This is a genomic window from Paenibacillus sp. FSL R10-2736, from assembly GCF_038000245.1.
GTDB lineage: Bacteria > Bacillota > Bacilli > Paenibacillales > Paenibacillaceae > Paenibacillus_AQ > Paenibacillus_AQ phytohabitans.
The window spans coordinates 4,977,334-5,000,062 of the sequence record NZ_JBBOBN010000001.1 but is presented as its reverse complement, the minus strand read 5'-3'; the positions used below and the strand labels follow the sequence as shown (position 1 = coordinate 5,000,062).

The window sequence follows — 22,729 nt, the reverse complement described above, 5'->3', positions numbered from 1 at the left end:
TTGTGTAAGCTGATGTGGTTGAAGAGAGAGGAGCTGGTTGCTGATGAAGAAATCCAGGTATTGGCGCAAAATCACAGCCCTGCTGCTTGGTGTGCTTCTGATGATCCCGGCAGCAGCCACTAATGTCTCGGCAGATATTGCCGCTACGCATGTGTACCATAACCATATGCCGAATTTCTGGGCGTACTATGATTTGAACTCCTATAACGCTGCCCCGGCAGGAAGTCCGATCCGCTATACGTATGATGGTGAAGTCATCCAGTTGAAGCAGAACCCGCCTGCGGGATATACCTATTATTTGCCGAACGGTTCCCCGATGCCGCATGATGATCTGGTCTCCTATTATTCACATCACGCCAAGACAGGAGCGTACTTAACCTGGCCCTGGAGCGTGGCTAACACGCTGCACAGCAATTATCCCCAGGCGCAGATGCATGTTACAATGTCCGGCTCTGTTGTAAATAACGTGAACAGCATTATTCAGCAGGGTAATGTAAGCGGATACAATAATCCGGCTTGGGGTACCCCCTGGAAGAGCGCCGTCGATCAGCTCAAAACAACAAACGGCAGCAACATGCTCGATCTGATCCATTTCTCCGGGCATCACTCCATGGGTCCGCTGGTCGGCAACGACTATTTGCTCAAGGATATGATCTATCATGGAGCCACATTGGCCCAGCCTTATTTTCTCGGAAGCAGCTATAAGTCCTCTAAGGGGTTCTTCCCGACAGAGCTGGGTTTCTCTGAACGGATAATCCCCGTCCTGCAAAAGCTCGGCATTCAGTGGTCCGTAATCGGCAACAACCATTTCTCCCGTACGCTTAAGGACTATCCTCTGCTGAACAGTCCCGGCACGGATACGATGGTCTCACCGCCCAACCGCAGTGATCTGCAGAATGTCAGCACCGTAGGCTCCTGGGTGAATGAACCGATGTTCAACGAACAGCAGGTTGTTTACAACAAGTATCCTTTTGCCTCTACAGCCCATTGGGTCCGTTATGTGGACCCGGCAACCGGGGCAGAATCCAAAGTGGTCGGCGTTCCGGTTGCACAGGCGCAGTCATGGGAAGAAGGATATCTGGGCCAGGTAAAAGCAGATGTGCTTAAGCCGTATGAGAATCTGGTCGCACAGAAGCAGATTTTTGTGGTCGCGCATGACGGGGATAATTCTTCGGGCCGGGCAGGTTCCGAGGAGACCTGGCGCAATGCCGGGAATGTGACCTATGCCAGCAGCGGTGTTACCGGTATGGGAATTGACGAGTATCTGCGCAATAATACACCAGCCGCCTCCGATGTAGTCCATGTTCAGGACGGCTCATGGATTGATACCCGGGATTCCTCCTCCGATCCGACCTGGTACCACTGGCATCTGCCGTTCGGCATCTGGAAAGGCCAGTTTGCCAGCTTCAATCAGGTGAACGGCACCTCTTATGCGCCGAAGAAGAATCTGTCCGGTGTTGAAGAAGGCATGACCGTATCCTTCGAGAAGGGTTACCATTATCTGGAGCGTAACTTCGCCCTGCTGCAGGCTTCCCTGAATTATGCCAAGACAGCCGAGCAGATCTGGCTGGATGAGCATCCGAATTACTGGAAGCCGGTCAATCCGATTGACCGCGAGGTGACTTATGAGGGCAATCAGCTCAACCCTTGGATGATCTCCTATCCGGTCAAAGGGAACACTGCGAATGATTATTCCGGAGGAGCCAATCCTGCTGAATTGGCCTGGTATTTCCTGCTCCCGGCGATGGACTCCGGCTTCGGGTATTACGATGAGAATGTGGATGACAGCGTGAAGCCGGCCCTGTCCTTCAATCAATCGCTGTATTTCTCCAAGCCTTATGTTACGCAAAAGCTGGCCAAAGACAAAACCGGCCCCTCCGTATGGTGGCCGCAGCGTTACCCGTACAATCCGGGCAGCGCCAATGTCAGCAAGGCGGAGGGCTGGACGCTGCAGCATTTCAATAATGTGTTCTCCATTTATACCTACGCCTTCGACACCAGCGGTATCAGCGATATCAAGGTGAAGGTCCGGGCACACCGCGACAAGACGGCAGATGCTGCGGACAATACTTTTAAGGTCTATGACCCGGCGGGTCTGGCCACAGCAGGAATATCCAATATTGACCCTGCCAAGGTTGGTGCCTGGACGGAATACCCGATGACGGTCCGCGACCTCAGCACCGATATCAACGGGGTCGACTGGCAGCCAAGCAGTAAGGCCATCATGCAGAAGGTTCCGGCTACGGACATCGGCAATCTGTATTTCAGTTATATCTCGGATTATCGTGACCAACTGGTGGACTACTATATTGAAGCCAAAGACGCTAAGGGTAATGTAACGAAAAGCGATATCCAGCAGGTCTATGTCGGAGCCGGCAAATACACATTGGCAAACGGAAAATATACCGAGAGCATGCAGGGAACCGTTGAGGGAACGCATCCGTTTATTACCGATGTGCCTGCAGTTCCGGACACGGAAGCCCCGTCTGTGCCGGCTAATCTTCAGGCAGCTGTGGTCAATGCCTCCTCGGCCTTGCTGACATGGAATGCAGCTACAGATAATATCCGTGTGACAGGGTACGAGGTCTACCGCGATGGCATTAAGATCGGTACATCACCGTCTGCTTCTTATACAGACAGCGGCTTGTCCTCCTCTACGACATATGAATACAAGGTCAAAGCGTATGACGCTTCGGGCAATCTGTCCGGACTGAGTGCAGCAGCAGTGGCCACAACTCCGGCGGGGAATAATGTGACGATCTATTACAAGAAGGGCTACACCACACCGTACATTCACTACCGTCCGGCTGCGGGCACCTGGACGACGGCGCCGGGCGTAGCGATTCCTGCGGCTGAAGTGGCAGGCTATAACAAAATCACGATCAATATCGGTGCAGCCACCCAGCTTGAAGCCTGCTTCAATAACGGCAGCGGTACCTGGGACAGCAACGGCGGCAGCAATTATCTGTTCGGCACGGGCACATGGACCTATACCCCTACCGGGCAAATCCAGGCGGGCGCCCCGGCTGTTCCGACTGCTACGCCGACAGTGGCGCCAACGGCTACGCCGACAGTGGCGCCAACGGCTACGCCGACAGCGGCGCCGACAGCCACGCCGACAGCGACTCCGGTGCCAACTGCCACACCGGTGGGCAATACGGCCACGATCTATTACAAGAATTCTTCCTACAGCAATTCCTATATTCATTACAAGGTGGATGGGGCAACAGTCTGGACGACCTCACCTGGGGTGCAGATGCAGGCATCCGCATTCAGCGGTTACAAGGCGATTACCATCCAGCTCGGAACCGCAACAGGCCTTACTGCAGCTTTTAATAACGGCAGCGGAACCTGGGATAATAACGGCGGCAGCAATTATCACTTTAATGTTGGCAACTCGAGTCTGACCGGCGGAAGTCTTAGCACCGGAGAGCCGCAGGCAGACAGCATAACCTTCAGGGTGACCGTTCCGGGTTCTACACCAGCAACCGGGCCAGTCTATCTAACGGGGTCTTTCAACAGCTGGAATGCAGCAGATCCGGCGTACTTGCTGACTAAAGGCAGCGATGGTGTATACTCCATCACCGTGAGCCTTCCGGCAGGAACAGCAGTGACGTATAAGCTGACGCGCGGTAGCTGGGCTTCGGTAGAGACAGCATCCGGCGGGGCAGATATTGCGAACAGGTCGCTAACTCCGGCGGGGGGTGCACAGACCGTCACTTTAACCGTACAGCGCTGGAAGGATCAGTAACTGGGGCTGCATTCCGTGCACAAAAAGTTGGTTCATCTATTTATTAGAAGTGAAATGATCTCTCCTAACTACACTTTAGTTAACAACCCCACAAGTTGCCAGTAATCGCTGGTGGGATTAGCGCAATAATTCATTTCTCTCTTCACACCTGATTAGTTACCGGCAGAATTGAGACTCTGAAGAAGCTCTGCAGGCATAATTGTTGTATGTTTTACAACTTTGATCCCTAGATATCTGGATGTGCGGAAGGATTGTTGTACGAAATACAACAATTCTCCCGCTAAACCTCTTGTAAAAGAGAAAATGCTGCATTTGGTACAACAATTTTGAATTTGGGCCAACATAATGAAGGAAATGTTGTATTTTATGCAGGATTTTATAAAAACCTATCTGGTCTAAGCTACAATAAGTAGCTGCATTAGTATTTGTTGCTGATTAATGCCATTTAAAGGAAGAATATTGATCTATAGACTATAATGTGTGTTAAAAGAATCGCTCCTTTTAAATGGTGTGTGGACCAGCCATTTAAAAGGGGCGATTTCTTGTTTTCTATTATTTTATGGGGGGATTAAGGATTGGAGGGTTGATGGTTGATGGTTGAAGGTTGAAGGTTGAAGGTTGAAGGTTGAAGGTTGAAGGTTGAAGGTTGAAGGTTGAAGGTTGAAGGTTGAAGGTTGAAGGTTGAAGGGTTGAAGGGTTGAAGGGTTGAAGGGTTGAAGGGTTGGAGAGTTGGAGTGTTGAGGGTTGAAGGTTGAAGGTTGAAGGGTTGAGGGTTGAGGGTTGAGGGTTGAGGGGTTGAAGAGTCTACAGGTTTCCCGTAACTTCCCCCTCTTAAACAGCGGAGCGGACGGACTGATTGTGGAGAAGCGATAGCGTTCGCCTTTGTTCACGGATTTTCACCGCTAAGGAGAATAAATAAAATCCGGGAACAACAGCGATCGGAACAACGGTCCGTTTGCGGAGCGTCCACAGCGAGTTCTAACGTTGCTCCTACTCCTAAGCGAAACACACTATGATCTTCAACAGCACAGCCCCCATTTTACACTCCGTTGATAATCGCCGCCGGATCTGGTATTTTGCCGAAAATGGAGGTAGGATGTTCACAAGGACACAATGATAAGGAAGAGGACTACTACTGATGAAACCGTTCCGCGTTCGGCTTACATTCATACTCATGGCCCTGATCGGGATATCCATGACCGGGGCTGGCATTACTATGGCCCAGCTGTTTAAGGACTCACATATTTCCGTACTGGAAGAAAACATGTCCCGGGAAATAAATCTGCTCTCCGGCACATTTACGTTCAAGGATATGCACAGTCCGGACGCCATGGATTACTATACAGACCAGGCTCGGACGATATCCACACTGACAGGATCGCGCATCACCTTCATTACGAAGGAAGGCCGGGTGATTGGCGATTCGGAGCGCAATCCGCTGGAAATGGACAACCACTCCACCCGGGAAGAGGAGCTGCTCGCAGCGAAAGAAGGGATTGGCCGGGCAATCCGCTACAGTGATACGCTGGACCGCGAAATGCTCTATGTAGCAGGTGCGGTAGTCTCTGACCAGGGCTTCGACGGATATATCCGGCTCTCCATGGGACTGGATGCAGTGACGGAAGGACTGAACCGGGCGTGGATGATTATGGCCGGGGGACTCGTGCTGCTGTTTATTGCGGCCACTTTTGTGAGCTATAAGGTAGCCTCCAGCATGACCTCGCCACTTGAGCAGATTACCAGAGTCGCGCGGCGTATCACCGATCTGGATTACGATGCCCGTGTGCCGATGAAGCGCAAGGACGAGATCGGCCAGCTGGCAACAGCGATCAACGCGATGGCAGACAGTCTGCAGGCCCAATTGAAGACCATCCGCGACAACGAGGATCTGCTGCAAAGCGTACTCGATAACATGACCGGCGGAATCGTGATGATTAACGCTGAAGGGGAGATTGCCCTGCTCAACCGTGCGGCAGAACGGCTCCTTGATGTGAAGAACAGCGAGATGACCGGGCATTCCTACAAAGAGATCAAACATCATTATGAGCTGACCCGGCTGATTGAAGAAGGCGTATCACGTAATGAACCGGTCCATGAAGAACGTATTATCTATAATCCGGTGGAGCGGATTGTACGCCTGGACGGAGTGCCGATGATTCAGGACGGCTCCACCCGGGGAATGCTGTTCCTGCTGCAGGAGGTGACAGAAATCCGCCGTCTGGAGAAAATGCGCAGCGAATTCGTGGCGAATGTCTCCCATGAGCTGAAGACACCGGTAGCTGCGGTAAAAGGCTTCGCCGAAACCCTGCTCGGCGGAGGCGTTACGGATGAGAAGACGGCACGTTCGTTCCTGCAGATTATTTATGATGAGAATGAACGGCTCAACCGTCTGATCGGAGATATTCTCGAATTGTCCAAAATCGAATCCAAACGCGTCCAGCTGGACTGCTCGCCGGTTCATTTGATCGAGTTCTTCGATTCTGTGCTGGAAACACTCAGCAAGGTGGCGGAGAAAAAGAAGATCACCCTGAGCTCGGATGTACCTGCGGAGCTGTTTATCGAGGGGGATGAAGACAAGCTGCGCCAGATCTTCATGAATCTGCTCTCGAATGCGATCAACTACACGCAGGACGGGGGAAATGTAAGGGTCACCGTGGTCAACGTTCAAAAGGCAGACGGAACGGAGAGTGTGCGCTTTACCGTGAGCGATACGGGCATGGGGATTCCGCGCAAGGATCTGCCGCGGATCTTCGAGCGCTTCTACCGGGTGGACAAAGCCCGCTCCAGAAGCTCCGGCGGAACCGGCCTGGGCTTGTCCATCGTGAAGCATCTGGTAGAGCTGCACAGAGGATCAATTACGGTAGAGAGCGATCTGGGCATCGGCAGCTCTTTTATCCTGGAATTACCGCTGCTGCAGGAAGAGAACGAGTAACCTGTCAGCAACGATTCAATTCTGGCAGGACATCCGCCTTAAGCCTGTGGATAGGGCGTATGTCCTGATTTGATTGTATGCCGGCAAAGGGGTAATATTAAATTCGTAATTTTACACCAAGTTAACATTGTGGTGCTATGATGTGCATGTGTGCAGTTTTGTAAATTTAATAACCTATGAAAAGACGGGGGAACCTATGGCACAACGATTGCTTGTCATTGAAGACGAACCGACACTGGCCCGGCTGCTGTCTTATAATTTGACACAGGAAGGCTATGAAGTGACGGTGGAGGATCATGGAACGGCAGGATATGACCGTGCGACTAGAGAACCTTTTGATTTGATCGTACTGGATCTTATGCTGCCCGGCATGAACGGCATTGACATTCTGGATAAATTGCGTGGACAGGGCATACGTACACCGGTCATTGTACTGACGGCCAAGAATGCCGAAGAAGATGTAGTCCGGGGCCTGAAATCGGGGGCCGACGATTACATAACCAAGCCGTTTGGCGTCTCCGAATTACTGGCCCGTGTCAGCGCGGTCCTGCGCCGGATATCCGGCCTTGCCGAGGAAGCCCCACCGGAAACGGCGGTATCTGCTTCGACCATTATCCTGGGACAGCTGGAAATCTACCCGGAACGTTACGAAGTCTCTCTGGGCGGACAGAGCATTAATCTGCGTCCCAAGGAGTTTGAAGTCCTGCTGTATCTGGCCCGGAAGCCGGGTGTGGTTCTGACGCGTGATGATCTGATGAATGCGGTCTGGGGTTTCGATTATATCGGCGGCCAGCGTACTGTAGACGTTCATGTCAGCTCGCTGCGCAAGAAGCTTGAGCTTGATCCTGAATCCGTGCATATTGATTCCATCCGCGGCGTGGGCTATAAGCTGGTCGTGAACAAGAAGAGAACACCAGTCATTTGATATGGCGGTGTTCTTTTTCTGATACACCTGTCCTGCTGAATTTTGATTTTACACAGCGTTAACAATTCTCTGGAGCTCTATTTACACTGAAAGCTTATCATGGGGAACGAAGATGATGAGAAGGAGACAACAGAAACTAATGAAATCCATCATTGACATAGAGAAACTTGATCTCTACTATGAGTCATTTCACGCGCTGAAGAATGTGGATCTGCAAATTCCGGAGAAACAGGTTACCGCTTTTATCGGTCCTTCCGGCTGCGGAAAGTCCACGCTGCTGCGTACCCTAAACCGAATGAACGACATGATTCCCGGAACGCGTATTGAAGGAACAGTAAACATCGGCGGTAAAAATATTTACAGCGACGAGATTGAAGTGGAAAGTCTGCGCAAGCAGGTAGGGATGGTGTTCCAGCAGCCCAATCCTTTTCCCAAGTCGATTTATGACAATGTAGCTTATGGTCCGCGCCTCCATGGGGTGAAGGGCAAAGCCGAGCTTGATGTCATTGTGGAGCAAAGCCTGCGCCAATCCGCACTCTGGGAGGAAGTGAAGGATTTCCTCAAAAAGTCTGCACTCAGCTTGTCCGGTGGCCAGCAGCAGCGTCTCTGCATCGCCAGAGCCCTTGCCGTACAGCCGGATATTCTGCTGATGGACGAGGCCACCTCCGCACTTGATCCGGTGTCCACGCTGAAGATTGAGGAGCTGGTACAGGAGCTGCGGGATAAGTATACGATTGTAATGGTCACGCATAATATGCATCAGGCCGCCCGGGTGTCGGGGCGCACCGTATTTTTCCTGAACGGCGTTATCGTGGAGGCTCAGGATACGGAACTGCTGTTCTCGAATCCCAAAGACTCCCGCACAGAAGATTATATATCCGGACGCTTCGGTTAAGCGGCAGAGGAATCCGTTCCCGGAAGGAAATCAGCGGTATAAGCTGAACTTAAGAAGAGGGACGGCGGTTTCTTAAGTTCACTCTATATGACCATATGTTTTTGAGGAGGATCGTTTTCAATATGATTCGCAGAAAAGAATTCGATAAAGATCTGGAAGAGCTGCGCAATCTGCTGGAGCAGATGGGCGAGCATGTTACGGATGCGCTGGAAGGTGCAGTACTTGCTTTGCAGAATCTGGACACCGTACGGGCACAGGAAATTGTTAAGAACGATTTACGGCTGAATGCGATGGAAGACCGGATTATGGAGATCGGCTCACGGCTGATCATCACCCAGCAGCCGGTAGCCAAGGATCTGCGCCGCATTATTGTAGCCTTCAAAATCTCCAGTGACCTCGAACGTATGGGCGATCTGGCACTGGATGTGGCTAAGGTAACGATGCGGATCCAGGGGCAGCAGCTGATTAAACCGCTTGTGGATATTCCGCGGATGGCCGAGATTGTTACGGTAATGATCTCAGAGGCAATTCAGTCCTATCTGGATGAGAATACGGATTTGGCCTACAAAATGGCCCAGGACGACGATCAGGTCGACGGGCTGTACAGTGCAATGATTAATGAACTGTACACTTACATGGTTCAGAAGCCCGAGTCGGTTAATCAGGCGATGCTGCTTACGCTGGTTGGCCGCTATATTGAGCGTATCGCGGATCATGCGACCAACATTGGCGAGAGCGTAGTTTATCTTGTAACGGGCAAACGTCCGGATCTGAATCAATAAAAGCATAAGGCACGACAGCAAGCCTTCATCCCCGGAGGCTTGCCTTTTTTGTTTTAAAGTGCCGTCAGATTGGAAATCCTGCTTAGAATGCCTTAAACTGCAGACCCGGCGTGAATCCCGCTGCTTCATTATAGGCTTCACTAAAATCAATCATCCTTATGTTTCAACTTGGTGCGGGGCATATGGTACTATATAAGAAGTAAGCAAGATAAAGGCGAGGTGCTAGAGTGGACAAGCTGATACTGATTGATGGAAATAATATCATTTACCGGGCGTTTTTCGCGATGCCGCCGCTGACGAATACAGCAGGACAGCAGACGAATGCGGTGTACGGTTTCACGACGATGCTTCTGCGTTTGATTGAAGAGCATAAGCCAAGTCATATGATTGTGGCCTTCGACGCCGGGAAGATTACCTTCCGGCATGAAGGGTATGAAGACTATAAAGGCGGACGCCAAAAGACCCCGCCGGAATTGTCCGAACAGTTCCCGCTGCTGAAGGAATTGCTGCAGGGATTAGGGGTGCCGCAGTTTGAGATCGGCGGCTATGAAGCTGACGATATTATCGGCACCATCTCCCGCGAGGCGGATGCCGCAGGGCGGCAGGTAATGATTGTGTCCGGGGATAAGGACATGCTGCAGCTGGCGTCAGAGCATACAACCGTCGCGCTGGTCCGTAAGGGCGTTACGGAAGTAGAGCTGTACGGGCCGCAGCAGATCCGGGACAAATATGATCTTACCCCGGAGCAGATCATCGATCTGAAAGGGCTGATGGGCGATGCCAGTGACAATATTCCCGGTGTGCCGGGAGTAGGGGAGAAGACAGCGCTTAAGCTGCTTCAGCAGTTCGGATCGGTAGAAGGGGTACTGGCCGGAACCGGTGAGCTGAAGGGCAAAATGAAGGAAAAGCTGGAGGAGCATGCTGACAGCGCCATCATGAGCAAGAAGCTGGCGACGATCTACCGCGAAGTTCCGCTGGCGCATGCCTGGGAGGATATGGTCTTCAGCGGTATCAATACGGATACGGCCGGTCCTGCACTCGCTAAGCTCGAATTCAAATCCCTGCTCGAACGCCTGTCGCTGAGCGCTTATTCGCATGCGGCCGATGGCAGCAGTTCAGATCCAGCAGCGGTGGAAGCGGCAGCGCTTAATATCACTATTGCGGATGAAGACGGACTGGCTGACCTGATTGCTGCGCTGCCAGGCATTTCGGCGCTGCATGTGGAATCGAATGGTGAGAATCCTCACCGTGCAGAGGTCATTGGCCTTGGGCTGTCTTCGCCGGAGCAGCACTACTTCGTGCCGTTTGCCCTGCTGAAGAGCGCGGCAGCGGCGCCGCTGCGGGACTGGCTCGGCGATGACAAAGCGCCGAAGAGCGGGTATGACCTGCACCGTGCCGATCTGGCGCTGCATTGGCAGGGGATTGCTTTTGCCGGAGCTGCTAATGATGTCCAGCTTGCCGCATATCTGCTCGACCCGACGGAAGCGAACCAGAATCTGAATGACCTCACGAGCAAATACGGACTGCCCCGCTTATCGCCTGATGAAGATGTATTCGGCAAAGGGGCCAAATATAGAATACCGGAGCTTGAGATTCTCGGAAATCACGTAGCCCGCAAGAGCGCAACCGTGCTCGGCATCGTGCAGAAGCAGCAGGAGGAGCTGGAAGAGACCGCGATGACCGGACTGTTTCAGGATCTGGAAATGCCGCTCTCGCGGATTCTTGCCGATATGGAGAAGCAGGGCATTGCGGTTAACAAAGATGACCTCATAGAGCTCGGCAAAGAATTCGAAGCACAAATCTCCCGGCTGGTAGGAGAAATCTATTCGATCTGCGGAACAGAATTCAATCTCAATTCACCGAAGCAGCTGGGGGAAATCCTGTTCGTGAAGCTCGGCCTGCCTGTCGTGAAAAAGACGAAGACCGGGTATTCCACCGATGCCGAGGTGCTGGAGAAGCTGGCTCCTTATCATGACGCTGTGCGCCTGATCCTGCAATACCGTTCCATTGCCAAGCTGCAATCCACATATGTAGAAGGCCTGCTGAAGGAAATCTCGCCGGAGACCGGCAAGGTCCATACCTTCTACCGGCAGACGATTGCCGCAACGGGCCGCCTCAGCAGCCAGTTCCCGAACCTGCAGAATATTCCAATCCGGCTGGAAGAAGGCCGCAAGATACGTAAGGTGTTCGTGCCTTCCGAACCCGGCTGGTCGATTCTGGCGGCGGATTACTCGCAGATTGAGCTGCGGGTGCTGGCACATATCTCCGGCGATGAGCGGATGAAGGAAGCTTTTGTAGAAGACATGGATATTCATACCAAGACCGCGATGGACGTATTTGGCGTTACAGCCGATATGGTGGACAGCAATATGCGCCGTTCCGCCAAGGCGGTTAACTTCGGGATTGTGTATGGCATCAGCGATTATGGCCTGTCACAGAACCTGAACATTCCGCGCAAGGAAGCGGCCCAGTTCATTGAGCAGTATTTCGAAGTGTTCAAGGGTGTCCGCCGCTATATGGATGATATCGTGGTCGAGGCCCGCAAGCAGGGGTATGTGACCACCTTGCTGGAGCGCCGCCGCTATCTGCCGGAGATCAATGCGAAGAACTTCAATCTGCGTTCCTTCGCCGAACGTACCGCCATGAATACGCCGATCCAGGGAACGGCTGCCGATATTATCAAGCTGGCGATGGTTCACATGGACAAGGCCCTGTACGAGCGCGGCCTGAAGAGCCGCATGCTGCTGCAGGTGCACGATGAGCTTGTGTTCGAGGTGCCGGAAGATGAACTGGAGCAGATGAAGCAGTTGCTGCCGGAGGTTATGGCCGGAGCGCTGAATCTGTCCGTTCCATTGAAGGCAGAGGTAAGTTTTGGCAGTAACTGGTATGAAGCGAAATAGGCTCCCCGCATCCGCTGGATATCCGGTATAATGGAGTGGAGGTGAGCCATTATGCCGGAACTGCCGGAAGTCGAAACAGTCAGAAGAACACTTAATGATTTAATTACAGGCAAGCAGATAGAGCATGTCACCGTCCGGCTGCCGCGGATTATTCAGCGGCCGGATGATATTCAGGCTTTTGCCCATATGCTGGCAGGCCATAGCGTAGTAACGGTTGAGCGCAGAGGCAAGTTCCTGCGGTTCGTCTTCGATGGACTTGTGATGGTCTCCCATCTGCGGATGGAAGGCCGTTACGGTGTTTACCGGGAGGGCGAGCCGCTGGACAAGCATACTCATGTGATTTTCCATTTCACCGATGGTACGGAGCTGCGTTATACCGATGTGCGCCAGTTCGGAACGATGCATCTGTTCCAGCCGGGTGAGGATCTGCTGCTGAAGCCGCTGAATAAGCTGGGACAGGAACCGCTGGATGCAGATTTCACCCTGGAGCGTTTCAAACAGATTGTCTCGCGGAGAAGCACCAAAATTAAGCCGCTGCTGCTGAATCAGGAATATATCGTCGGTATCGGCAATATTTATGTGGATGAATCCCTGCACCGTGCCGGTATTCATCCGGAAGAAGCCGCAAACTCTCTCTCGGAGGACCATCTGGCCAGGCTGCATCATGCGATCGTTGCAACCTTGACAGAGGCGGTGAATGCGGGAGGCTCCTCGGTGAAGTCATATGTCAACGGCCAGGGGGAGAGCGGGAACTATCAGGATCAGCACCGCATATACGGACGCAAGGATCAGCCGTGTGCTACCTGCGGAACGTTAATTGAGAAAAGTGTTGTCGGCGGCCGGGGCACGCATTATTGTCCGAGCTGCCAGCCTGTACCGGTGCAGATAAGGTAAGTATTCAGCCGGGCTTATGAAGTGGATTTATAGGAGATTCTAAGCGGTGTTGTCCATGCTTCATCAAAAGGCAGGCACTCACTGCCCGTCCCGCCCATATAATGTGTGAAGATTGCTGATTAAGGCGAACGGAACCCGGCTGACAAGGCCGCCAGGTTCCGGTTCTTCACGGGAGGGATTGCGGGTGCTGAGCCCATTGTTGTCATTGCTGCTGCTTGCGTTTGCTCTTAGTTTGGACGGATTTGGTGTAGGCATTACATATGGACTGCGTAAAATGAAAATTCCTTTGCTCTCAATTATGATTATCTCGCTCTGTTCGGGGGTAGTCATTTGTGTGTCTATGCAGGTCGGCGTGCTGCTGGCCAAGGTGGTCTCACCGCATGCCGCTTCCAGTATCGGAGCGGTTATTCTCGTCTTGATGGGCTGCTGGTCGCTGTTCCAGATGCTGACACAGAAAGAGAAGGAGCAGGGGGAAGCAGGGCTGGGAGCCGGAGACGGGCTGCCAGACCGGCAAGCCTTGCTGGAGACGGCTGCTGCCGCTGCGATTGAGGCAGAGGCAGAGGTGCTGAAGCCGGCTGTATTCTCACTGGAGCTCCGGCATCTGGGAGTAGTCATTCAGATCCTCCGCACCCCGTCTTCCGCCGATATGGATGCTTCCGGGAGTATTTCCTCCATGGAAGCCATGGTCCTGGGCATTGCGCTCTCGCTGGATGCCTTCGGCGCCGGTCTCGGTGCTGCGCTGCTCGGGTTCAGCCCGGTGTCGACCTCGCTGATGATCGCTGTGTTCAGCGGAACATTTCTGCTGCTGGGGATGAAGACAGGACTAAGATTGTCAGGCAGCTACTGGATGAAGCATGCGGCTGTTCTGCCGGCGTTATTATTAATTGCAATGGGTATAATGAAGCTATTATGAGGTGAGTACATGATTATGGGCTTAACCGGAGGGATTGCCTCCGGAAAAAGCACCGTGTCCGCACTGTTTGTCGCCAAGGGAGCTGCTCTGGTGGATGCCGACGTTATCGCCAGAGAGGTTATGCTCCCCGGTCATCCGGTGCTGGCCGCTGCTGTACAGGCTTTTGGAGAGACGATTCTGCAGCCGGACGGAACACTGGACCGGGCGAGGCTGGGGGAGATGGTTTTCCGGGATCCGGAAGCACTTCAGACCTTGAACAATCTGACACATCCGGCGATCCGCACAGAAATTAAGGACCGTATGTATGCGTTAGATCAGGAAGATCCGCAGCGGCTGGTTATTGTTGATATTCCGCTGCTCTATGAATCACAGCTGGACAATTTATTCGATCAGATTATTGTGGTCTATGTGCCCCGCAGAGTCCAGTTGGCCCGGCTCATGGCGCGGAGCGGAATGACGCTGGAACAAGCCGAGAACCGGCTGAAGTCGCAGATGGACATCGAACTGAAGCGCAGGAAAGCCGACTATGTGATCGACAACAGCGGTGATCCCGGAGCTACGGAGCGGCAGGTTGCCGGCCTGTGGGACAGGCTGGGCCTCTCATGATGAAGTGGCTGCGCAAAAAAAGAGTACTGCTGCTGCTGTTTATCGGCTTTACAGCGATCCTGTTCCTGAGCACCAATTGGATGTCGTGGTTTTATCCGATACATTATAAAGATGAGATCCGCAAACACAGCCTTACTTATGAGATGGACCCGTTCCTGGTGGCGTCAATTATCCGCGTTGAGACCAATTTCAAGACCGGACGCGAATCCAAAAAGGGTGCACTCGGACTGATGCAGCTGATGCCGGATACCGCCAAGTGGGCGCTGGAAAAGGCCAAGCTTCCCGAAGTGTCTCTTGAGCGGCTAAAAGAAGAGCCATCCTCCAATATCGAACTGGGCACCTGGTATTTGTCTACGCTTTCGCGGCAGTTTGACGGCAACCGCACAGCGGTTATAGCGGCCTATAATGCGGGCCCCGGCAAAGTGCAGAGCTGGCTGGATGAAGGCCGGTGGGACGGAACAGAAGCATCTGTGAAGGACATCCCGTTCGGAGAGACCCGTCACTACGTACAGCGTGTTATCTATTATTATGACCAATACACGGAGCTCTACAGTGAATTCTGAGGCTCTGCTTTAAATATTGCGTTTGTGCCGACATAAAAAGAAGCATCAAACGGCCCGGAGGCCGTTCAATACTTCTTTAGGCAAGCTTATGGAGACAGGTTATTTGTATTGACCTGCCAATTGCTGTTCAGCCAGGGTTACAAGACGTTTAGTGATGTAACCACCGATCGAACCGTTTTCGTAAGAAGTTTTATTGCCTTGGTATCCATCTGGGGAGAGGGTGATACCTAGTTCTTGGGCAACTTCGAATTTCAGTTGTTCCAAGGCACCGCGTGAATTTGGAGCTACCAGGTTATTGGAGCTGTTGTTTTGGCTCATTGCTGTTCACCTCCTATCGGTTGGTAACTGTATTATGTGCCGGACTTGCCATATTCATAACAACAAATAAACGGTGATTTCTGGAAATTAACATAAGCCCCGTGTAGCCTGGTTTTTCAGGAGCGGGGCATACCCATTCTTACTATGAGGAAGTGATGAAGCTTATGAAATGCCCTTACTGTGATCACACCAATACCAAAGTGCTTGACTCCCGTCCAGCCAATGAGAATAAGTCCATCCGCCGCAGGCGCGAATGCGAACTGTGCAGCCGCCGCTTCACCACCTTCGAAATGATTGAAGAGACCCCGCTGATTGTCATCAAAAAAGACGGCAGCCGCGAAGAGTTCAGCCGTGACAAAATCCTCCGTGGCCTCATCCGCGCCTGTGAGAAACGTCCCGTTTCCGTAGAGCGTCTGGAAGTCATCGTATCCGAGGTTGAGAAAAGCCTGCGCGGCATCGCCCTGGCCGAGATCGAGAGCCGCCAGATCGGCGAGCTGGTCATGGAGCAGCTCTATCCTGTAGATGAGGTAGCTTACGTTCGCTTCGCGTCCGTGTACCGCCAGTTCAAGGACATCAACATGTTTATGAAGGAACTGAAGGGACTGCTCTCTAAGGGTACTGAGGAGCTGGACGGGCTGTAGGAGGCTTTGTGAAGAGGTAATGTGCCATTCCTGGCATAAAGGGGCTAGCCTTGATATTGTGAGGCTGGCCTCTGTGTGAAGCGCCTCTGCATAGAAATTAATTAATTTTATAAAAGTGTTGACACTGATGCTGAATTTCTGTATTATATAGAAGTCGCCTACGAAACATAACAACTTGAAAGCGACTTGAGCGAACCGCTCAAAATGGATTTCAGAATACATAATGTGATTCGAAATCAAGCGTATGGGGAATTAGCTCAGCTGGGAGAGCGCATCGCTGGCAGCGATGAGGTCAGGGGTTCGAGCCCCCTATTCTCCACCATACTACGGACTCTTAGCTCAGTTGGTAGAGCAGTAGACTCTTAATCTATTTGTCCAGGGTTCGAGCCCCTGAGAGTCCATCACAGAAGAAACGGCAGAGATGCCGTTTTTTTGTTGTTTCTTCATACCATATATATAGCTGTAGACGGATATCGAAAATTATGTATTCGTTCTTATAGCATGTTCTTCCGGGGACTTTTATATAAATCAAGGGAGCATCTCTTCCCAGGCGGGTGATACTACACCTGTAATATCGAATGTTGAAACTAATTTCCCCAAAAAAGATGGTTGGTACATAGTTCCGAAGAACAGCGGCGAACTGGATGTTTCCGTAAATGCTACAAACGTTGAAACGATTCTTTTTTGGGCGGTCCCAACGGGCACAGAAGCTTGGGGAGAGAGAGAACTTGTCGGTTACGATATAAATGGAGAAGATGGTTGGAATCTAACCTGGAATATATCTGGGATGTCATTGCATCATCGAATTGCCATCCAAGCATTAGGGAGCGATGGGAGAACAATCACCGATGAAACGATACAAATTACTAACGAATAGATCACGATTGGATAACCCATTCATTTTCAAATTGCGATTTGATGAAGAAGGGGCTGGGGTGCACCAGCCTTTACTCAAGGATAGTTGTGCAGTGTACTCTTCGCGGCTAGTCATTGATTCTTTAAGAAGGGAGTAATTCCATGATCATTAATAATCAGGAATACCTTGTCAAAGGTTTAAACTACACGATCCGTTCAGCAGTGAAGGCAGATGCGAAGTCTCTGTCCGGGGTAAGGCTTCAGGTTGACGGGGAGACCGAGCATATGGACCGGGTGCCGGGAGAAGCTTTTATTGATGAAGCCGGATTTGAAACAATTATTGAGAGGGATACGAGCCATCCGCTGAATATATGTCTGGTTGCAGAAGCGGACGGCAGAATCATTGGCTATTCCCGGTGTGAAGGACATGATCTTCAGCGGTTTAAGCACAAGGTGGAATTTGGGGTAGGAGTCTTGAAACAATATTGGGGCTTCGGAGTAGGCGCAAACCTTTTGCAGGCGTCCATTTCCTGGGCTGACGCAAACGGAATAACCAAAATCATTCTAAGCGGCGTTCTGGAAACCAATGAGAAGGCTATCCGCTTGTACCAAAGCCTTGGTTTTGAAGTTGAAGGGATACTGAAGAAGGACCGTATCCTGTCAGACGGCAAATATTACAGTACATATATGATGGCGAGATATACAGATTAGGCCTGAGAGTAGAATGGCTTGATTATCCCCAAGAACGGCAGAGCTGCTGTTCTTTTTTATTTGTCTCGGGTATCTGAGCCCCCTTTTCTATTTACAAACCGATGGTCGGTATGTATAATCATGATAAATTAAAGTCCAAGCAGAACGAAGGAGGAGAATCGCCATGAAGAACTCAGATCGCCGGAAGCAGACCATCCGGCAACTACTGGATGCAACCAAGGAATTGTTGCGGGATAAAAGCTGCCATGCGATCACCTTAAAGGACATCATGGAGCAATCGCAATTATCGAAGGGTGCAATATTCCATTATGTAAAGAGTAAGGATGAGATTTTTGCCTGGGTGCTGGAGGAGCGGCTTGAAGCTGTGAATGAACGTTTTGAGGAAGAAGTGGCAGGCAGCCTTAACAAAACATTCGACGGGCCAATGCTGGCCATCTCCAAGAGCCTTGCAGGATTGGAAGACAGCCATGAAGCGACCAATAAGGTTCTTCTATACTTGATGGGCAAGGAGAATGAACCCGCGGTAGCGGAAGTGCTTGAGCATTTTCATGAGCGGTCGGTATCAGTCTCCAGGCAGTGGATTACAACGGGTCAAAGGCACGGGGTGATCAAAGAAAACGTGAACCCTGATGAGACGGCGGAATTGTTCGTCCTGCTGTCACTGGGTCTGCGTGTGCGGGCATCCCTGCGCCCATCATCTAGGTCAGTTGCAGCGAAAGAGGTATCGGACTTTATGGCCGGAATTCTAAAAAAATAAAGTTAAGGGAGGATTATAAAATGGTTCCTTTTATAGCGCTCATCTTATCCTTTTTGCTGTTTCGGGTGGTTGGTTTCCTGGGCGTGACTTATTGGAATGACTGGCATACCTCCATTCAATGGGCAGTATCCATAATGCTCCTAATGGGTGCTTCTGCTCATTGGGGGCGGCGGCGGTCTGATTTGGTAAGAATGGTGCCGCCTGGTTTTCCGCAGAAAGAATGGATTGTGACGGTTACCGGGATCTTGGAAATTGCCGGAGCTATCGGTATCCTTCTGCCCGTTTTCTCACCAGCTGCTTCTGTGTGCCTCGTTTTGCTTCTTATCGCAATGCTCCCCGCCAATATCTATGCCGCCCGCAACAAGTTGACAACTGGCGGCAAGCCTGTGCCGAAATTGCCGGTGCGCATAGGAATTCAGATCATATTTATCACTGCAGTACTGCTTGCCTCCCCAGTGTTCTATCTACCTGGTTAACGGGAGGAACACTCAGCCATCCGCTACAAGCAACAAATTAAGCTGCTGCACCTCTTGCCCGCCCACTCACACGCCTCTACCTGCCACGACCGGAGCGACATAGTGCCATTTGTTGTTGCATACAACACTATTATTTATAAATCATTCCCTAGTTTTGACGCCAGGCAACCATTCCTCCCCTAAAGATCGTTATAAGAACAGATCAAATTATCTGGCAATTTAGCATGCTGCCCACCCCTGTTACTTAGTTAAACTCTTAGCTGATAGGCACGATTACGCTACTGCCCGCCGCTTGCGATATCCAATCTAACATCAAGATCCCTGGCATGAGGTCTATAGCCCTGAATCTCAATTCCGCCCTTTACACCTCCAGGCATATAAGCCAAATCCAAATGTCGGTACCCGTTATTGAAGTCGCGCACTTCCCATTCCGGAAACAAATGATCCAGATTCCCGATTGCCGGAAACCATATTGTGCGGAGGAACTCAACGGTTCCATGGCCTAATCCTTTACCGAGTAACTCCTTTCACCAGTGGTTACTTTCATTCTCCAAGTTGTTTTTCGCGGTGCTCCTCCTTGAGCGCTATTTTCCCTCGCAAAAAAGCCGCCTTAATACTCACCCCTTCCTTAAATCAATCTTGGATGGGGGAGAGCATTAAAAGCGGCGTGTGCTTCAAAACCTATGTCTTCTATTATAACGCGAAGTGAAAAGTGAATTCAATTTATTTCGTAGGAGTGTGTAGTAAGCTGAATTATCGAATTGCCTTTTTGATAATCAGCATATTTTGCCGAGCTAACGGACCATACGGTACTTATCCCATGGCATTTGGCAATATTTCACCCGAATATCTGCAAATAAGTACATCTGTGTCCGTAAGAAATACGAAACAGGGTTTCTCAAGGAAATAAGAACTCTCTGGTCCGCAACCGAGCCCCTCTATTTGCTCCCGGCTTCCCACTTCAGATTCCAGTTATAGTGCTGATCTAATTCCTCGTGTCCGGCGAAATATTCTACGAGCCGCTCCACGCTGAAGGTCTCGTCCTGCTGATTACGAATCATGGCGATGGCACACATTCCCTTATTATTGTTATGCTCATCCAGCCGGACCTCGATCTCAGGCCCGTCCTGCTGCCTGATAGTCACACGGGCGTCAGCCTGCGACCAGTTCGTGATTCCCTCATAGATAAAGGCAAAGACAACAATCCGGCTGATCTCGGAAAGATAATGGCCGTTAATCCGCAGATTCTCACCTGTGGCGATCGATCCGGTGCGGTCATCCCCGTCCAGGGAAATGTAGGGCGGCCTGTTCAAGCTGCCGAAGGACTCACCGAGTGCCTGGACAGAGCCCTTAAGCCCGTTTTTTAATTCAAACAGACAACCGAGATCAAGATCGATACCTTTGCTGCCGAACCAGCCGGATGATTGGGTCTGCACCCAGTTCAGGTTAATCAGGATCTCGCCTAGTGATCCTGCCCCTTTCTGCAGATTGATCCGCTCCCCGCGTTTCTTAAGCAGGAGGGTACCCGGATTTAATGGAGGGGCTGGCGGTGCTGCTGGCGATGCTGGAGGTAAAGCTGGTGAAGAAGGAGGCAAATTACCCGCCGGTTTAGGCCGTGACCTCAGCTCAGGGAGAATAAGGGGAGACTGCTGCGGCTGAACCACCCGGCTGGCGGGCTGGACAGACGGCAGAATGTCATTGACCCGAATCCCATAACTTTGGCATAGGGCAGCTAAACCGCCTGCATATCCGGAACCCACTGCGCTGAATTTCCATTCATTCTGGTATCTGTAGATTTCTCCGGCGACAATCGCGGTCTCTACAGTGAACGCTTTACCCAGCCTGTAGCGGAGAAGCTCAGTTCCATCAGCAGCATTGATGATCCGTAAATATGCATCGTCCAGCAGCGAGAAGCTGTGCTGCCGCTTCTCAGCCTCATAGATCGTTAGTGCAAATGCAATCCGCTCGTATTCTGCAGGAATCTGACTGAGACTGACAGCGATTTGTGTGTTATCGGTTAACCCTGCGTAGGCTTTTTTATCAGACTGCAATACACTTACAGATTGGTCAGGAGTAGAAAGGTTGCCATAAAAAATAAGGTCCTCATCTTTTGAGACGCTCTGGGATGGCGTAAGCAAAAAGGCGGAAAAATCAACCTCAACCGCAGAGCCCGTATTGTGCCAGCCCATTCCGACGATGATACGGGTAAGGAGAGGCGTATCTTTTGTTAAGTTGCATTTTTGTCCCTTTATCAGCTGAGCGGTCATTGGAACCAGCCTTTCATAAGATTAGTAGAATTGAATGAATACGTGAAGGAGCTTAGAATCTGCCGCGTCTTCCGGCATCGAGGTTCGGACCATTCAGACTGGATAGCTTATCTAAAGAATGTTCGTAGATACGTACAATATCCTGCACCTTTTGGAATTCCGGATCCGAGGGGCCCAGATTGTCCATGAACATCCGCTGCAGGATTTCTCTATAAAAGGAAATGCGGTTCTCGACGAGACTACATTCGTAATCAATGACCTCTTCCACCGAGTGCTGCTGAACAAATTCCATCAGGTCATCAGCCGGGTTATCGTAGGACTCCCGCTCATTGCGCGCGGCAACCGGAGTGTTCACATTATCGAGGTTAACAGTGGAACGTATATCGGTGAAAAGAATTCCCTCTTTTGCCAGCATGACCTGAAAAGGCTTGTGCTTGAACAGCTCTTGGGCGACAAGAGAGCACATTGCCGGATTCCTCAGCAGAATGCCGTCAAAGGGGTGAAGCACCCAGCCTCTGTCATCCCGGTACAGGCTGAACGTGAAGTACTCGCCTCCATACTCATATTTCAGATTAATTGTAGTCTCTGAAGTAAGCTCATATTGAAATGCATCCATTCAAGTTCGTGCCTCCTGCTTCTTATTGGGATTTCTATTAGCATAGCAGAAGATGGGGAATCTTGGGAGAGCACGGTTGATTATTTATATAAGATTTAGTAGTTTAGTAGTGAGGTGATGAACGATGAAGAATAATGAAGGCATAGCCTTTAAAATAACCTTAAGCGACAGGAACGGTGCGGTTCGTGGACGGCCTTTCCGTAATATAGTCATTGCTGCCGAAGACTCATTGTATGCTCTGGCGGAAATTTCGATTGAAGCCTTTGATTTTGATCTGGATCACGCCTTTGGTTTCTATGATAATATCAAAAACTGGACGCGCTCTGAAGAAGGCTACGAGCTGTTTGCTGATATCGGTGAGAAGACGAAGTTCCCCGGCGTGAACAGGGCAAAAATCAATAAAGTATTCCATACTCCTAAACAAAAGATGTTACTCTTATTCGACTACGGTGATGAATGGCATTTTATTGTTCAGTATCTGGGAACTATAGAGGTGAGTCCGGGTCAGAAATTACCGAGGATTATGGAGAGTGACGGAGAGGTGCCAAATCAATATGGAGGTTTCGGAGACGAAGAAGAATATGAGGACGAAGATGAATAACCTGCCGGCATGTAGTCCGCGAAATCCTCATTGTAGGTTTTGTACTGAACACGTCAACACGACTCTCTGAGCAATAGCCGCTTTTAAGGGCGGAGGCTTTTAGGTGCTACGGGCAGAAATAGACCGCATCCTTTGGACTAAGGCGGTCTATTTCTTTTTGAGGTAGTTGAGCAATGCAATAATGAACATGCCGAACATGATCATCAGAGTTAGGTATACGGAGAATACAAATGTTCCTGAATCGCATGTGAGCGAAAGCTCCTTGCGTTTTTTTGTTTTAGACATTTTTTTCGGGGAGGAGAGATTTTTTTTCGCTTTTTCGAGAG

At 51.0% G+C, this 22,729-nt stretch carries 19 protein-coding genes, 2 tRNA genes and 1 pseudogene; 17 read left to right on the top strand and 5 right to left on the bottom strand.

Annotated elements, in window-relative coordinates:
* The first annotated feature begins 43 nt into the window (after positions 1-43).
* From NSQ73_RS21560 to NSQ73_RS21515, 10 genes are all read left to right on the top strand, one after another.
* Positions 44-3,751, top strand: coding sequence for a carbohydrate binding domain-containing protein (locus NSQ73_RS21560; RefSeq protein ID WP_340988110.1), 3,708 nt, complete (start codon positions 44-46; stop codon positions 3,749-3,751).
* A gap of 1,138 nt (positions 3,752-4,889) precedes the next feature.
* Complete coding sequence (gene pnpS / locus NSQ73_RS21555; RefSeq protein ID WP_171718632.1) at positions 4,890-6,683, top strand: two-component system histidine kinase PnpS; 1,794 nt, start codon at positions 4,890-4,892, stop codon at positions 6,681-6,683.
* Between the two features lie 196 nt (positions 6,684-6,879).
* The gene (locus tag NSQ73_RS21550; RefSeq protein WP_039304977.1) at positions 6,880-7,608 is read left to right on the top strand and encodes a response regulator transcription factor; all 729 of its coding nucleotides are present in this window, start codon (positions 6,880-6,882) and stop codon (positions 7,606-7,608) included.
* A 139-nt stretch (positions 7,609-7,747) separates the two neighbouring features.
* Complete coding sequence (gene pstB / locus NSQ73_RS21545) at positions 7,748-8,503, top strand: phosphate ABC transporter ATP-binding protein PstB (protein ID WP_039304980.1); 756 nt, start codon at positions 7,748-7,750, stop codon at positions 8,501-8,503.
* A 122-nt stretch (positions 8,504-8,625) separates the two neighbouring features.
* The gene (gene phoU, locus NSQ73_RS21540) at positions 8,626-9,285 is read left to right on the top strand and encodes a phosphate signaling complex protein PhoU (RefSeq protein ID WP_039304983.1); all 660 of its coding nucleotides are present in this window, start codon (positions 8,626-8,628) and stop codon (positions 9,283-9,285) included.
* A gap of 227 nt (positions 9,286-9,512) precedes the next feature.
* Entirely contained in the window at positions 9,513-12,185 is a 2,673-nt protein-coding gene (polA, locus tag NSQ73_RS21535) for a DNA polymerase I (protein ID WP_340988109.1), read from the top strand.
* A 51-nt stretch (positions 12,186-12,236) separates the two neighbouring features.
* Positions 12,237-13,079, top strand: a complete 843-nt coding sequence (gene mutM, locus NSQ73_RS21530) for a DNA-formamidopyrimidine glycosylase (protein ID WP_340988108.1) — start codon at positions 12,237-12,239, stop codon at positions 13,077-13,079.
* Positions 13,080-13,263: 184 nt separating this feature from the next.
* Positions 13,264-13,992 carry a manganese efflux pump gene (locus NSQ73_RS21525; protein WP_042135446.1) on the top strand — a complete coding sequence of 243 codons (729 nt, stop codon included), beginning with the start codon at positions 13,264-13,266 and terminating at the stop codon, positions 13,990-13,992.
* A gap of 9 nt (positions 13,993-14,001) precedes the next feature.
* Complete coding sequence (gene coaE, locus NSQ73_RS21520) at positions 14,002-14,598, top strand: dephospho-CoA kinase (protein ID WP_340988107.1); 597 nt, start codon at positions 14,002-14,004, stop codon at positions 14,596-14,598.
* Positions 14,598-15,161, top strand: coding sequence for a lytic transglycosylase domain-containing protein (locus tag NSQ73_RS21515; RefSeq protein ID WP_340989354.1), 564 nt, complete (start codon positions 14,598-14,600; stop codon positions 15,159-15,161). The genes coaE and NSQ73_RS21515 overlap by 1 nt, the downstream gene beginning before the upstream one ends.
* A 99-nt stretch (positions 15,162-15,260) precedes the next feature.
* Here NSQ73_RS21515 and NSQ73_RS21510 read toward each other — a convergent pair whose 3' ends face one another.
* Positions 15,261-15,479 carry an alpha/beta-type small acid-soluble spore protein gene (locus tag NSQ73_RS21510; RefSeq protein ID WP_039305013.1) on the bottom strand — a complete coding sequence of 73 codons (219 nt, stop codon included), beginning with the start codon at positions 15,477-15,479 and terminating at the stop codon, positions 15,261-15,263.
* Positions 15,480-15,643: 164 nt separating this feature from the next.
* Here NSQ73_RS21510 and nrdR point away from each other — a divergent pair, with 164 nt between their 5' ends.
* The 6 genes from nrdR (at position 15,644) to NSQ73_RS21480 (ending at position 18,919) form a co-directional block, all read left to right on the top strand.
* Entirely contained in the window at positions 15,644-16,120 is a 477-nt protein-coding gene (gene nrdR / locus NSQ73_RS21505) for a transcriptional regulator NrdR (RefSeq protein ID WP_039305242.1), read from the top strand.
* Positions 16,121-16,366: 246 nt separating this feature from the next.
* Positions 16,367-16,442 (top strand) — tRNA-Ala (locus tag NSQ73_RS21500).
* A gap of 6 nt (positions 16,443-16,448) precedes the next feature.
* Positions 16,449-16,521 (top strand) — tRNA-Lys (locus NSQ73_RS21495).
* A 616-nt stretch (positions 16,522-17,137) separates the two neighbouring features.
* On the top strand, positions 17,138-17,686 hold the full coding sequence (locus NSQ73_RS21490) for a GNAT family N-acetyltransferase (RefSeq protein WP_340988106.1): 549 nt from the start codon (positions 17,138-17,140) through the stop codon (positions 17,684-17,686).
* A gap of 163 nt (positions 17,687-17,849) precedes the next feature.
* Complete coding sequence (locus NSQ73_RS21485; RefSeq protein ID WP_340988105.1) at positions 17,850-18,443, top strand: TetR/AcrR family transcriptional regulator; 594 nt, start codon at positions 17,850-17,852, stop codon at positions 18,441-18,443.
* Between the two features lie 20 nt (positions 18,444-18,463).
* Positions 18,464-18,919, top strand: a complete 456-nt coding sequence (locus NSQ73_RS21480) for a DoxX family protein (protein ID WP_340988103.1) — start codon at positions 18,464-18,466, stop codon at positions 18,917-18,919.
* 305 nt (positions 18,920-19,224) lie between these two features.
* Here the strand turns inward: NSQ73_RS21480 and NSQ73_RS21475 are convergent.
* The 3 genes and pseudogenes from NSQ73_RS21475 to NSQ73_RS21465 form a co-directional block, all read right to left on the bottom strand.
* A pseudogene (locus NSQ73_RS21475) lies at positions 19,225-19,446 on the bottom strand (transcriptional regulator); the annotation flags it as partial.
* 411 nt (positions 19,447-19,857) lie between these two features.
* A complete protein-coding gene (locus NSQ73_RS21470) occupies positions 19,858-21,186 on the bottom strand; it encodes a TerD family protein (RefSeq protein ID WP_340988102.1) in 1,329 nt (442 codons plus the stop codon).
* A gap of 52 nt (positions 21,187-21,238) precedes the next feature.
* Positions 21,239-21,802, bottom strand: coding sequence for a hypothetical protein (locus tag NSQ73_RS21465; RefSeq protein ID WP_042135460.1), 564 nt, complete (start codon positions 21,800-21,802; stop codon positions 21,239-21,241).
* 124 nt (positions 21,803-21,926) lie between these two features.
* On the opposite strand from NSQ73_RS21465, the gene NSQ73_RS21460 reads away from it, so the two are divergent.
* Positions 21,927-22,403: an IS1096 element passenger TnpR family protein gene (locus NSQ73_RS21460; RefSeq protein WP_340988101.1), complete on the top strand. Its 477-nt coding sequence runs from the start codon at positions 21,927-21,929 to the stop codon at positions 22,401-22,403.
* A gap of 147 nt (positions 22,404-22,550) precedes the next feature.
* Here NSQ73_RS21460 and NSQ73_RS34995 read toward each other — a convergent pair whose 3' ends face one another.
* A complete protein-coding gene (locus NSQ73_RS34995; protein WP_445669573.1) occupies positions 22,551-22,688 on the bottom strand; it encodes a putative holin-like toxin in 138 nt (45 codons plus the stop codon).
* Between the last annotated feature and the right edge of the window lie 41 nt (positions 22,689-22,729).